This window comes from Pseudomonas fluorescens (assembly GCF_012974785.1).
In the GTDB taxonomy this organism is placed as follows: Bacteria; Pseudomonadota; Gammaproteobacteria; order Pseudomonadales; family Pseudomonadaceae; genus Aquipseudomonas; species Aquipseudomonas fluorescens_BT.
In genome coordinates, this window is record NZ_CP027561.1 from 5,840,611 (window position 1) to 5,852,711 (window position 12,101).

Annotated in this window: 13 protein-coding genes and 1 pseudogene; 7 read left to right on the forward strand and 7 right to left on the reverse strand. The window is 55.1% G+C overall.

Going from position 1 to position 12,101, the window contains the following annotated elements; genetic code table 11:
* Positions 1–112: 112 nt before the first annotated feature.
* Complete coding sequence (locus C6Y56_RS26640) at positions 113–850, reverse strand: substrate-binding periplasmic protein (protein ID WP_169432251.1); 738 nt, start codon at positions 848–850, stop codon at positions 113–115.
* Positions 851–1,106: 256 nt separating this feature from the next.
* Between C6Y56_RS26640 and C6Y56_RS26645 the strand changes: the two genes are divergently transcribed.
* A complete protein-coding gene (locus C6Y56_RS26645) occupies positions 1,107–1,559 on the forward strand; it encodes a GNAT family N-acetyltransferase (RefSeq protein WP_169432252.1) in 453 nt (150 codons plus the stop codon).
* Positions 1,560–1,674: 115 nt separating this feature from the next.
* On the opposite strand, the gene C6Y56_RS26650 is transcribed toward C6Y56_RS26645, so the two are convergent.
* From C6Y56_RS26650 to C6Y56_RS26660, 3 genes are read right to left on the reverse strand one after another with little or no spacing between them, the layout of a single operon-like run.
* Entirely contained in the window at positions 1,675–1,971 is a 297-nt protein-coding gene (locus C6Y56_RS26650; RefSeq protein ID WP_007894945.1) for a winged helix-turn-helix domain-containing protein, read from the reverse strand.
* Between the two features lie 25 nt (positions 1,972–1,996).
* Entirely contained in the window at positions 1,997–2,488 is a 492-nt protein-coding gene (locus C6Y56_RS26655; protein ID WP_114886018.1) for a M48 metallopeptidase family protein, read from the reverse strand.
* Between the two features lie 40 nt (positions 2,489–2,528).
* The gene (locus tag C6Y56_RS26660) at positions 2,529–4,652 is read right to left on the reverse strand and encodes a putative bifunctional diguanylate cyclase/phosphodiesterase (protein WP_169432253.1); all 2,124 of its coding nucleotides are present in this window, start codon (positions 4,650–4,652) and stop codon (positions 2,529–2,531) included.
* Between the two features lie 332 nt (positions 4,653–4,984).
* Between C6Y56_RS26660 and C6Y56_RS26665 the strand changes: the two genes are divergently transcribed.
* The 4 genes from C6Y56_RS26665 (at position 4,985) to C6Y56_RS26680 (ending at position 7,806) form a co-directional block, all read left to right on the forward strand.
* A complete protein-coding gene (locus C6Y56_RS26665) occupies positions 4,985–5,653 on the forward strand; it encodes a polysaccharide lyase family 7 protein (RefSeq protein ID WP_169432254.1) in 669 nt (222 codons plus the stop codon).
* A gap of 413 nt (positions 5,654–6,066) precedes the next feature.
* Entirely contained in the window at positions 6,067–6,429 is a 363-nt protein-coding gene (locus tag C6Y56_RS26670; protein ID WP_169432255.1) for a DUF6124 family protein, read from the forward strand.
* 254 nt (positions 6,430–6,683) lie between these two features.
* Positions 6,684–7,130 carry a hypothetical protein gene (locus C6Y56_RS26675; protein WP_169432256.1) on the forward strand — a complete coding sequence of 149 codons (447 nt, stop codon included), beginning with the start codon at positions 6,684–6,686 and terminating at the stop codon, positions 7,128–7,130.
* Between the two features lie 211 nt (positions 7,131–7,341).
* Positions 7,342–7,806 carry a hypothetical protein gene (locus C6Y56_RS26680; protein WP_169432257.1) on the forward strand — a complete coding sequence of 155 codons (465 nt, stop codon included), beginning with the start codon at positions 7,342–7,344 and terminating at the stop codon, positions 7,804–7,806.
* A gap of 158 nt (positions 7,807–7,964) precedes the next feature.
* On the opposite strand, the gene C6Y56_RS26685 is transcribed toward C6Y56_RS26680, so the two are convergent.
* Complete coding sequence (locus C6Y56_RS26685; protein ID WP_169432258.1) at positions 7,965–8,459, reverse strand: hypothetical protein; 495 nt, start codon at positions 8,457–8,459, stop codon at positions 7,965–7,967.
* A gap of 483 nt (positions 8,460–8,942) precedes the next feature.
* Positions 8,943–9,335, reverse strand: a pseudogene (locus tag C6Y56_RS26690) (class II fructose-bisphosphate aldolase); the annotation flags it as partial.
* A gap of 120 nt (positions 9,336–9,455) precedes the next feature.
* Between C6Y56_RS26690 and C6Y56_RS26695 the strand changes: the two are divergent.
* Together C6Y56_RS26695 and C6Y56_RS26700 are read left to right on the forward strand one after the other, a co-directional pair.
* Positions 9,456–9,707, forward strand: coding sequence for a helix-turn-helix domain-containing protein (locus tag C6Y56_RS26695; protein ID WP_169432259.1), 252 nt, complete (start codon positions 9,456–9,458; stop codon positions 9,705–9,707).
* Complete coding sequence (locus C6Y56_RS26700) at positions 9,704–10,903, forward strand: type II toxin-antitoxin system HipA family toxin (RefSeq protein WP_169432260.1); 1,200 nt, start codon at positions 9,704–9,706, stop codon at positions 10,901–10,903. Before C6Y56_RS26695 ends, C6Y56_RS26700 begins: the two co-directional genes overlap by 4 nt.
* A gap of 81 nt (positions 10,904–10,984) precedes the next feature.
* On the opposite strand, the gene fba is transcribed toward C6Y56_RS26700, so the two are convergent.
* On the reverse strand, positions 10,985–12,049 hold the full coding sequence (gene fba / locus C6Y56_RS26705; protein ID WP_007959708.1) for a class II fructose-bisphosphate aldolase: 1,065 nt from the start codon (positions 12,047–12,049) through the stop codon (positions 10,985–10,987).
* Between the last annotated feature and the right edge of the window lie 52 nt (positions 12,050–12,101).

The following is a 12,101-nucleotide window of genomic DNA, read 5'->3' on the forward strand; positions in this document are numbered from 1 at the left end:
CCATCGCCAGCAGGCTGGCTCCCACTCTTGGCTCTGGAATGCATTCCCACTGTGGGAGCCAGCCTGCTGGCGATGAGGCAATCAATCACACCGCAAATTCTGGATCAGCCCCTTACATCCCATGCTGCCTGAGCAGCTTGTCATAGCTGCCATCAGCCTTCATCGCCGCAATCGCCTTGTCGAACCCGGCCACGATCTGCTCGTGCTCCGGGTTCTTCAGGCTGACCAGAATGTGCAGGCTGTTTTCGCTCAGCGGCTTGGGCAGAAACTCCACCGCGTTGCGCACTTTCGGTGATTCACGGGCCAGGTAATAACGGGCGACGTATTCATCTTCCAGGGTCAGCTTGACCCGATCCGCCGCCAGCATGCGCACGGCCATGGCGAAGTTATGCACAGGGACTTTCTGCAACGCGGTGTCGGCATCGAACGACGCCGAATAGGCATAACCGCGCACCACCGCAATCGGATAGGTGTGCAGTTCCTGCAGGTTGTTGTATTCGATGGGCGTGTCTTTGCGTTTGAGGAAACGCACGCGGTTGAGCAGGTACTCGTCAGAAAACTGTCCCAGCTTCCTGCGCTCGTCGTTGTACCAGGCGTTGACCAGCACGTCGTAACGCCCCTCGCCAACCCCGAGCAGCGCCCGCGCCCACGGCACCTGTTCGTAATCGCTGGCATAGCCGGCCCGGGCCAGGGCCGTGCTGACGATGTCTGTGGCCAGACCACCGTTGACCAGCGTGTCATCGGTAAAGGGCGGCCAGACGTCGAACACCAGACGCAGTTTCTCCGCTGCAGCACTTTGAGCCAGCAACAGCAATCCGATCAAAGCGAACGCTCGATGCAATCGCGGCATGCTTGAAAATCCTTAGCGGGCGGGCTGCCCGGCGTGTTTTCAGTCAAAACCCCAAGGCCCCTTACCGGCGAATCCCAGGCCCTAACATTAGCTCATTGAAGCCATTGCACAGCGCTTCCCAGCAGATTACACAAAGATGTCGATGCCGCCAGAAGGGAATGATGGCATTTTGGCCTTTGTCACAGATTTCTCAGCCATACAGACATATTTCGACGCTGCGCTTAGTATCGGGCGACGTAGTTCAAGGAATCGAAAGATGACAATCGAGTGGGTCTGCAAACATCACAGCGATCTGGGACTGGAGCAGCTGTACGCCATTTTGAAATTGCGCTCGGAGGTGTTCGTGGTCGAACAGCGCTGCGCGTATCTGGATCCGGACGGTCAGGATCTGGACGGCGACACCTGCCATTTGATGGGTTGGGAAGGTGATCAGTTGGTGGCGTACCTGCGCCTGCTGGACCCGGAATCCCAGGGTGGCGACGTGGTGATCGGCCGCGTACTGACAGCGCCGGCCGGGCGTGGCAAGGGGTTGGGCCATCAAATGATGGAACAGGCGCTGAAACAGGCCGAGAAGCGTTGGCCTGAAGTGCCGATCTATCTGTCGGCCCAGGCGCATTTGCAGGGGTATTACGGTCGGTACGGGTTTGTCGTGGCGGGTGAGGAGTATCTGGAGGATGACATTCCGCACATCGGGATGCGGCGTTCCTGAAGTCCCCATCGCGAGCAGGCTCGCTCCCACATTTGATTGCATTCCGACTGAAGGAATCGTGTCTTTTGTGGGAGCGAGCCTGCTCGCGATGGCGCCAGCCAAAGCACTGCAAGACTTAGGGATACTCAAGCACCGCTTTTATCTGCCGCAAATTCCGCTCGATCCACCCCCGGTCAATCGCCCCCCACTCGCGAATCCGATAGCGCCCCGCATGATTGCGCGCGCCTTCTTCCTGTTCGAACTCGCAGACGATATCCAGATCCGCCAGCGCCGCAATGGTGTCCTGCGCCGTGCGCCGGGGCATGCCGGTGACCTCGGTCAGCGCCGGCACGCTGCTGGCCAGGCCGCTGTCGATCAGGTACGCCACGTACAAGCGCCGGTAGAAACTGCTCTTGGTCTTGCTCACGTCCATGCATGCACTCCGTTTTTTTGATTTTTTATTGCATGTCCCGCCACGTCAGGTACACCCGCAGATCGAACTCGATCTGGTGATAGCCCGGCAGCATGTGCTCACATAATTTATAGAACGCCTTGTTGTGATCCGACTCCTTGAAGTGCGCCAGTTCGTGCACGACGATCATCTTCAAAAACTCAGGCGCGGCCTCCTTGAACAGCGAGGCGATACGAATCTCTTTCTTGGCCTTGAGCTTGCCGCCCTGCACCCGCGAGACCGTGGTGTGCAGGCCGAGGGCGCGGTGGGTCAGGTCGAGGCGGTTGTCGAACAGGACCTTGTCGATGGCAGGGGCGTTGCGCAGGTATTCCTGTTTCAGGTCCAGCGCGTAGCCGTACAAGGCTTTGTCGCTCTGCACATCGTGGCGGCCCGGATAGCGTTGGCTCAGGTAATCACCGAGGCGATCCTCGGCAATCAATTGGCGCACCTGATCCTGCAATTGCGCGGGATAGGCCTGGAGGTATTTCAACGCAGTCATGGGCGGCACGGGTCATGAAAAGGCCGCCAGTGTAGCGAATTCAACCGGCCAGCGCGCTCCAGTCGAAGGGCTCGGCAAAGCGCGTGGCGTCCTCGGCGACCAACGGCCGCGCCACCAGGAATCCTTGCACGTACTCGCAACCATGAGCTTGCAGCCATTGGTATTGCTCGATGGTTTCAACGCCTTCGGCAATCACCAGCAACCCGTACTCCTTGCTCAGCGCAATGACGTTGCGTACCAGCGAAGCGTCCCGGGTCGAGTGGGGCAATCGGGCGATCAAGTGGCGATCGAGCTTGAGCGTATCCAGCTCCAGATCCCGCAAATGCGAAACCGAACAGGAGCCGGAGCCGAAATCGTCCAGCGCCACCCGCACCCCGAGATTGCGCAGCAACTTCAGCTGCTTGCGGGTCTCGTCAGGATTGACCGTCAGCGCCTCTTCGGTCACTTCCACTTCCATCTGGCGTGGCTGCAATCCATGGCGTTCCAGCACCTGACGCAATTCGGTCACCAGATTCGGCAGGCCGAACTGGGTGTTGCTCAGGCTGACGCCGATGACCAGATCCTTGGAGAATTCAGCCTCCCAGGCCTTACGTTGTCCGGCACTGCGATGATAGATCCAGCTGCCGAGCCGGCTGATCAGCGTCGCCTCTTCCAGCAACGGCAGGAACAGCCCCGGCGGCACATCGCCGACACTCGGATGCTGCCAGCGCAGCAACGCCTCGAAACCGCGAATTCTGCCGTCACCCACCGCCACCTGCGGTTGATAGACCAGATTGAAATCACGGTTCTCGATAGCGGTTCGCACACTCTCTTCCAGCATCAGCCGCGAGCGGGCGCGGCCGTTCATTTCGTGATCGTAGAAGCGATATTGCTGACGCCCGGCGCGCTTGGCTTCGTACATGGCGATGTCCGAAGCACGCATCAAGCCGTCGAGGTTGTTGCCGCAGTCCGGATACGTGGCGATGCCAATGCTCGCACCCAGAGCGATATCCAGCCCTTCAATCTGCTGACAGATCGACACCCGCTCGATGAGTTTCTCGGCAATCTTCGCCGCCTGCTCGGGAAACTCCAGATCCAGCAGCGCGGTGAACTCATCGCCGCCCATCCGCGCCAGAATATCGAACGGCCGCAGGCAGGCTTTCAATTGTTCGGAGACCCAGCGCAACACTCGGTCCCCGGCATCATGGCCGAGGGAATCGTTAACCCTTTTGAAGCCGTCGAGATCGAGGTACATCAGCACCCAACTGCTGTCCGTGCGTTCGCCGCGCAGCAGCAGGTTTTCCACGGTCTGGTAGAAACCCCGGCGGTTGAGCAACCCGGTCAGCGGATCGGTGACGGCCTGGAATTCGAGCTGTTGATGCAGGTGACGCACCACCGACATGTCCAGCACCGTCACCACCATCGCGTGCTGTTCACTCGGCAGCGGCGCGCAGGACAGGGCCACAGGCACTTGCTGGCCCGGCGCGGTGCGCAGCAAGGCGTCGTGTAAACGCAGCGTCTCACCGCGTTTGTAACTGGCGTAGAACTCGGAATCGGCCCACAGCGGAATGTGCGGTTTCTGCAGGAAATCGAGAAACTCCTGCCCTTCCAGCTCCTTCACCGGCGCATTGAGCAACCGGGAAATCGCCGGGTTGGCGAAACGGATCAAACCATCCTCGGCCAGCACCAGAATGCCTTCGGCGGCGTTATCCAGCACCGACGCATTGAAGGCCCGCGCCGATTCCAGATCCTGGCTCAGGCGCTGCAACGCCCGGCGGTTGCGCTGGTGCTCCAGCAACGCCTGGACCTTGGGCTTTAGAATCTGTGGGTCGAAGGGTTTGAACAGGTAATCCACCGCACCGCTGGCATAGCCCTTGATCACGGCGTCCTGGGACTGTTCGTTGGCGGTGAGGAATATGATCGGCGTCAGCCGCGTGCGCTGGCTGCCACGCATCAGGCGTGCGACTTCGAAACCGTCCATGCCCGGCATCTGTACATCCAGCAGCACCAGATCGACGTCGTGTTCGAGCAACAGGCTGAGGGCTTCGAAGCCGGAAGCCGCGGTCATGACCTGCCAGTCCTGGCGCTGCAGCAACGCGCGCATGCTGATCAGATTTTCAGGGTAATCATCAACGATCAAAAGGACTGAGCTGCCTTCACCTGGCGTGGGTTGCGCGCATTCCATGCTGCTTCTCTTGTCGGGACATCCAATCGGGACGCGGCCGGTTCTCGTGAAAACCGTACAGTTACTGAGCCTTCACTCTAGTCCTGGATCCGAAAAAGCAGTAGCTGTCATCAGGCCATCATTTAACCAAACCGGTGAGTAGCCGACTAACGGTCATCGCTGCAGCCCCCGAAAACCGGGAAACATGGCATTTCGACAGGATGTTGACGCCAATCATCCGCCAGACGGCCGTTAACAAAAAATCCCTCTACGCTTATAAAGGCCGCCCCCAAGAGGCGCGGGCTAGAGCTTCTGGCACGCGCGTGCAAGAGAAATAGAGTGGAAGAACCGACATGATCGACCTCGCAACCTGGAACCTCAGCGTTCCCGTTGGCAGCCCGCCCTACACCGTCGAAACCTCCAAACTGGTGAACGGCTTCAAGGATCAGTACTTCCATTCCGACACCGGCACCCTGTTCTTCTGGTCCCCGGTGACCGGCTCGAAAACCGAAAACGCCATCTACCCGCGCACCGAACTGCGCGAGACCTACAGCAACGGAACGCTGCGCAACTGGTATTACCCGGACGCCGACAACCTGCTGCGCGCGACCCTTTCGGTCAACAAGGTGCCCAGCTCGGGCAAGATCGTCATCGGGCAGATTCATGCGTATGAAAGTCAGAAACCGCTGGTGAAGCTTGAGTATCAGTACAAGAGCAAACTGGACTCCGGCAACCTGGTGATCAAGGTGCGGATGCATCCGGATGATGACGAAAGCCGGGTGATTACCCTGGCGACCGGAATCAAACTCGATCGCGAGTTCAATTACCTGATTCACCTGAGCCCCGGTGGTGCGCTGGGTATCAGTGCGGCGGGGTATCAGTGGGACTCGCAGATCAGCGCGACGTGGCGCAACAAACCGTTGTATTTCAAGGCGGGCGTGTATGTGCAGGACAACACCGGGTACACCAGCGAGGGTGGGCAGGTGACGTTCTCAAAACTGGACATTGACCACGACAAGTAACCTGTGGGAGCTGCGGTGCGTCGATTCGACTTTCCAGCGATGGCGCCAGTAGCAGCACCTGCATTAAACGGTCATGTTTAAACCAGCCCCGCGTAACTTCCCGAAGCCTACAACGTCTTGCGTCGCTGCCTACCGGTACGCCAGAATCCGCCGGCTTGTGCGCCTGGAGGGCCGTCGGTAACTTGATTCGGGTCACTGATTCGCAGTGATCGGGTTTAGTAGCCCGAGGGTTCGCGAGGCGTATTTGCACTCCAGAAAGTGAGATATCTCGATATCTGCGCTCGATGGTAGCTGTACGCAGGGCGCTTTCGGGCGCGCCGGTTCGCGTCTCCCCGGTCTACTAACCTGCGTTCAGCTGCCACCCCATCGTTTAGTAGCGATCCGGTGCCGGCTTCATTTCCCGGAGACGAAACATGATTCAATCGACCCCTCATCCGCCGGTCACAGACCCGGCCTCCCCCTACGATTCCCTCGACCCCAAAAAACTCAACGAAGCCGCCGAACGCGCCCTCGACCACTACCTCTGCCCTGGCGCCCGCATCATGGCCACAGCCAATGAACCCGACCGCATGTACTTCGCCAACCCCGCCTACAGCACTGAATCCCTGCTGGTCAACGCCAGCGAAACCCTCGGCTGCGCCAGCGAAATGCTCAACAACTTCGCCGCAATACTGCCGGCATCCCACCGCAAAACCGCGCTGGGTATCGCGCAGGTGGTGATGCTCGGGGAACTGGCGGTGAATCAGGCGCTGGATAACGTGGAGCCAAAAATGTAATCGGCGACTGACTCAAGCAGAGCTACGACGAAGAAACCCGTCAACGCCGGGTTTCTTTGTAGAGGCGGCAAAGAAGTCGAATAGGAAATCACAAAGAGAAACTAGCGAATGTTGAAATTGAAAATTTTAATCTCTTAAGAACCAATTGAAATCAACCAACTAGCGAAAAACCATAAAAAACTGTCAAATATGACAGTTGCTATTAACTCCACAATTCTAAATCATTGGCTCACAACCTATTGGAGAGCCATACAATGCCAACCACAATCACATCAGTAACACCACAGGGCTCTATACCTGCAAGTGGCCCGGTCATCAATTTACCGCTACCGACCACCGTCGTTACCAATGCTACAGTCGCCCCTGCCCCATACCTTGAAACGGGTACAGAAAACGGCATTGCTTTTTTAAGAACTACTATACCTCTCCATATAAACACAAGAAGGGGAGATACCATTCGAACCTACTTCAAGAACAGCTCCAAATCTTTCATCTTCTGCTGCGACGTCGTTGATGAAAATTTCGAAAACAGAGAAATAAAAGATAACAAAGGCAGACTCATAACATCCTTCCCTATAGAAAACATAAAAAATAATGGAATGCCAAGCGGCATATATAGATTCAGCTACGCACAAACCAATATCGCCGGAAAAGTTGTAGTAGCATCATTAAACCATAACTGCGAAATAACCGTAATATAGAGCTGGACCCACCTCAAAAAAAAAAAAAAAAAAAACAGGCAAACCCGACAAATAACTTTTCATAGAAACAAAATTAAGTCAGACAAATGAAAGAAGACAGATTTATTTATCATGCAGCCGTAACCACTTGGGAAATAAATCTGTCACCTATTCTTATTTTTTCGACTTTCCTCACTTCTCGTGCAACCAATAAAAAAGTCAGGACTTAAAAATGAAAATCAAACCACTTTTCGTTTCATTGCTTCTGGAGACTGGTGATCCTACAGCCATTAGAACCAAGGACGGCCGAATGCTCCATGGTGCGATAGCAGGAGTCGACAAGCCGACAGAAAGCCTCATCATGGAAACTCAGGACAACGAGGTTGAGGTTGTACGCATGAGCGAAATTGAGTCCGTTTGGGTTCCTCAATTTTCGAATGAACCTTTCCACCAACCTAGAGTTATACCAGCACTCATACCTTTAGCTATTGGATTAATTGGCCTGGGTGCAGAAGTCGGTACAGTAATCGCCGAAGAGATTATCACTAATGGAATAGCCACCGAATCGGATCACTATACTCCCCCACCTCGCTTTCCTCTACCCACTCCAGCAGGTAGTATGGGTGGTCGTAGGTATCACCCATTTGATTGCGCCTGTGGTAGATGTTCTGGCGGAGGCAGATGGCTGGATGATTAGTTTAAGGGGACAGATTTATTTACCGCAGAAATAAAAAAATAAATCTGTCACCTTTTTTGACCTTTTTTGCAGTCACCTTTTTTGCATTTCTCCGACGGATCTCCCGCAAACCCAAGAATCCATAATCCTGGGGTTCCACTTCTACCGCTCTCGCTCACTCAGGTGATCACATAAGTATTGAGGAAACTCACGGCAGTATTTCGAGTTGGAAGCGTTGTAATCTGTGGAGACGGAGAAGGTGGCGTTGGAATTGCTCCACCATATTGAACGGCCTCTAGATCGTACGTCCCCGGTGTGATACCGCGCGCGGTCAATACGTTCACACTTATTTCACCTCTAATGAATACTCCTTGCTGCTTTCGTAAAGCCCAGAAAATAGAGTAATCATCGAGTGTATACGTCAATACAAGGACAGGAAAAGGAATGTTGACATCCACCAAATAGAACTCCAGCACATCACCAACCCTCGTGCAGTCTGGCAACAGATATTGAATTTGAAAGTACTGCTGACCAACAGACCCCGCATTCTGAGTTATTTTAGGCGCAACACTTCTCATCCTTGGCAAGGGGTAAGCATTAAAGTCAAAAGCGACCATCATTAATACGCCAGGAGGCGACAATGGTGTATTCGGTGAAATTTGAGTAATGATCACTTTTCAGCCCCCTACTTAACTTTATTTTGGTTCTCAGGAACCCCTTCAATTTATCGAGAACTTGCACGACGCACACCTGTAAGAAATCACAGTTTTTATATCTATTCGGACTAAAAAACGGGATACCTATTTATCGGATGACTGTATACGGCCATGGACAATCAAAGAGAGCAAAAAGGGGGCGGATTTATTTATTGATTAACAGGAGGATATCTTCGTTGCAACTTACCCATCGTGTCCAACCAGTCCGCCAAGGATTTGATATCTATCAAAACATATAAATCCGTCCCCATTTTTGAAAAAAGTGGCAGCTGCGCAGACGATGAAAATGTCACCCATATCGGGCTTATCGCCAAGCGAATCTTCATTTTGTCCGTTATAGGTGACATTTCACCCAGCAGAAATATGAGTTCGCCATAAAAATTCAGGCAAAAAAAAACCGCCTCACGGCGGGTTTCTTTCAAATCAGCTCAACACCCAGTCTCAATTGACCTTGGCGTTCAACTCACCCTTCAGATAACGCTGATACATGCTTTCCAGCGAGATCGGCTTGATCTTCGAAGCGTTGCCGGCAGTACCGAAAGCTTCGTAGCGAGCGATACATACATCGCGCATCGCCTTCACGGTTTCGCCGAAGAATTTACGCGGGTAGAACTCGCTCGGGTTGGTGGCCATCAGGCGACACATTGCGCAGGTGGATGCCAGACGCAGGTCGGTGTCGATGTTGACCTTGCGCACGCCATGCTTGATGCCTTCGACGATTTCTTCAACCGGTACGCCGTAGGTTTCTTTGATGTCGCCGCCGTACTGGTTGATGATCGCCAGCCACTCTTGTGGAACCGACGAGGAACCGTGCATCACCAAGTGGGTGTTCGGGAATGTGAATTACCTTGATGCGATCATTGCCACACGTCTGCGGTAGGCCTACGAAACACCACCATCATCAGAATGTTGTGCTAACGTAACATTTATATATTTATGTTCCGGTAACAGCACATGGATTATATTTTGTTGATCACTCGCCTTGGCGACCAATTGCGCGAAAAACGTATCCGCCGAGGCCTGACCCAAGCTCAGCTTGCCGACCTCGCAGGGCTGACACGATACAAGGTCATCGCCGTAGAAAAAGGCACCCTTTCTGTCGGCATGATCGCCTATGCGCGTGTCCTCGGTGCACTGGATTGCGAACTCGCTGTCGTCCCAGCCGCCATGCCAACCCTTGAAGAGCTTGGGGACTTATTCGAATGAAGATGACCTCTCTCAAAGTCAGTACGCCTGAGGGGCATAGTGGCAGGCTTTTCAGCGATGGCGAGGACTTCACGTTCCGTTATCACGACGATGCATTGCCAGATGTGGCTATCAGCCTGTCGATGCCTGTGCGGCATGACGAGTTTCGCCGACGCGAGCTCCACCCTGTTTTTCAGATGAACCTGCCGGAAGGCTACGTGCTGGAGCAACTGCGTAATCGCCTGGCCAAGACCGTGAATGTCGACCCGATGCTGTTGCTGGCGCTCTCCGGTAGCACCTCTCCCATTGGCAGGGTTCAAGTGCGCTCTGAAACGGTTGATGCCTTGCTGGAAGAACAACAATTTCCAGGAGAAAAACTTGAGGAGATTCTGACGTGGGACGGCACGGAAGATATTTTCGCCGGCCTGATGGATCGCTACATTCTGCGAGCAGGCATTTCGGGTGCTCAGCCAAAATTGCTGGTTCCGGAACAACAGGAAGCCGCGTTACCCCGCGTGACCTCGAAAACCTCGGACTTGATTATCAAAAGTGGCCGAGACGAGTTTCCCGGTCTGGCAGTCAACGAATTCCTTTGTATGTCCATGGCGAAAGAAGCGGGTATTCCCGTTCCGCCGTTTTACATTTCCGATAATGCCAAGCTGTTCGTCATGCGCCGCTTTGACCGCGACGATCAGCTCAACCCGATCGGTTTTGAAGACATGGCGGTGTTGATGGGGTTGTCGGCCAGCCAGAAGTACAGCAAAAGCTATGCGGCAATTGCCAAGGCCATCCGTGTGTACTGCCCGGCCGAGCATGTACGCGCATCACTTGATCAACTTTTCGATAGCGTTGCCTTGAGCTGCATTGTCGGGAATGGCGACGCTCATTTGAAAAACTTTGGATTGCTTTACTCCGAACCCACTCAGCGCGACGCGCGCCTGGCGCCGGCTTATGACATCGTCAACACCACGGCTTATATTCCGGAGGATGTGCTGGCTCTGGATCTGGCGGGCAACAAGTCGATGTTTGCCTCGCGACAGGGATTGCTGGAGTTTGCCCACACCTGTGAGATCGAGCAGCCGAGGGCGCGCATTCAGCGATTGCTTGCCTCGGTTGAAGCGGTACTTGCGCGCTATCCACAATATCGGGAACAGGCGCCTCATGTGGTCAGTGCCATTGAGCGAGCAGCAGCGCCGTTTACTCTGACTTTTGGATAGCCTCATGACCCGAGGATATCGTCGCTCATAAAAAATCCGCCTCTCGGCGGATTTTTTATTCAGTCAGCTAAATACCCAGTCTCAATTGACCTTGGCGTTCAACTCACCCTTCAGATAACGCTGATACATGCTTTCCAGCGAGATCGGCTTGATCTTCGAAGCGTTGCCGGCGGTACCGAAAGCTTCATAACGAGCGATACATACATCGCGCATGGCCTTGACGGTTTCGCCGAAGAATTTACGTGGGTCGAATTCGCTCGGATTGGTGGCCATCAGGCGACGCATGGCGCCGGTGGATGCCAGGCGCAGGTCGGTGTCGATATTGACTTTGCGCACGCCGTGCTTGATGCCTTCGACGATTTCTTCAACCGGTACGCCGTAGGTTTCTTTGATGTCGCCGCCGTACTGGTTGATGATCGCCAGCCACTCTTGTGGTACCGACGAGGAACCGTGCATCACCAGGTGGGTGTTCGGGATGCGTTTGTGGATTTCCTTGATGCGGTCGATGGCCAGCACGTCGCCGGTAGGCGGCTTGGTGAACTTGTAGGCGCCGTGGCTGGTGCCGATGGCGATGGCCAGGGCGTCGACCTGAGTCTTCTTGACGAAGTCAGCGGCTTCTTCCGGGTCGGTCAGCATCTGGCTGTGGTCCAGAACGCCTTCGGCGCCGATGCCGTCTTCTTCACCGGCCATGCCGGTTTCCAGCGAACCCAGGCAGCCCAGCTCGCCTTCTACCGAAACGCCGCAGGCGTGAGCCATGGCGACGGTTTGTTGGGTCACGCGGACGTTGTATTCGTAGTCGGTCGGGGTCTTGCCGTCTTCGCCGAGGGAGCCGTCCATCATCACCGAGCTGAAGCCCAGTTGGATCGAGCGCTGGCAGACGTCAGGGCTGGTGCCGTGGTCCTGGTGCATGCACACCGGGATGTGCGGGAACTCTTCGATCGCCGCCAGGATCAGGTGACGCAGGAACGGGGCGCCGGCGTATTTGCGGGCACCGGCCGAAGCCTGAACGATCACCGGGGAGTCAGTCTTGTCAGCGGCTTCCATGATGGCGCGCATCTGCTCAAGGTTGTTGACGTTGAAGGCTGGAACGCCGTAGCCGAACTCGGCTGCGTGGTCCAGCATCTGGCGCATGCTGATAAGTGCCATTGTGTGTGTCTCTCCCGGTTTGGGTCGTTAATCGTGCCAGCCTGCCGGAGCG

What these genes read in the sequence shown, in the direction of transcription:
- C6Y56_RS26640 (WP_169432251.1), bottom strand. Translation starts at nt 850, where the DNA reads ATGCCGCGATTGCATCGAGCGTTCGCTTTGATCGGATTGCTGTTGCTG.
- C6Y56_RS26645 (WP_169432252.1), top strand. Translation starts at nt 1,107, where the DNA reads ATGACAATCGAGTGGGTCTGCAAACATCACAGCGATCTGGGACTGGAG.
- C6Y56_RS26650 (WP_007894945.1), bottom strand. Translation starts at nt 1,971, where the DNA reads ATGGACGTGAGCAAGACCAAGAGCAGTTTCTACCGGCGCTTGTACGTG.
- C6Y56_RS26655 (WP_114886018.1), bottom strand. Translation starts at nt 2,488, where the DNA reads ATGACTGCGTTGAAATACCTCCAGGCCTATCCCGCGCAATTGCAGGAT.
- C6Y56_RS26660 (WP_169432253.1), bottom strand. Translation starts at nt 4,652, where the DNA reads ATGGAATGCGCGCAACCCACGCCAGGTGAAGGCAGCTCAGTCCTTTTG.
- C6Y56_RS26665 (WP_169432254.1), top strand. Translation starts at nt 4,985, where the DNA reads ATGATCGACCTCGCAACCTGGAACCTCAGCGTTCCCGTTGGCAGCCCG.
- C6Y56_RS26670 (WP_169432255.1), top strand. Translation starts at nt 6,067, where the DNA reads ATGATTCAATCGACCCCTCATCCGCCGGTCACAGACCCGGCCTCCCCC.
- C6Y56_RS26675 (WP_169432256.1), top strand. Translation starts at nt 6,684, where the DNA reads ATGCCAACCACAATCACATCAGTAACACCACAGGGCTCTATACCTGCA.
- C6Y56_RS26680 (WP_169432257.1), top strand. Translation starts at nt 7,342, where the DNA reads ATGAAAATCAAACCACTTTTCGTTTCATTGCTTCTGGAGACTGGTGAT.
- C6Y56_RS26695 (WP_169432259.1), top strand. Translation starts at nt 9,456, where the DNA reads ATGGATTATATTTTGTTGATCACTCGCCTTGGCGACCAATTGCGCGAA.
- C6Y56_RS26700 (WP_169432260.1), top strand. Translation starts at nt 9,704, where the DNA reads ATGAAGATGACCTCTCTCAAAGTCAGTACGCCTGAGGGGCATAGTGGC.
- fba (WP_007959708.1), bottom strand. Translation starts at nt 12,049, where the DNA reads ATGGCACTTATCAGCATGCGCCAGATGCTGGACCACGCAGCCGAGTTC.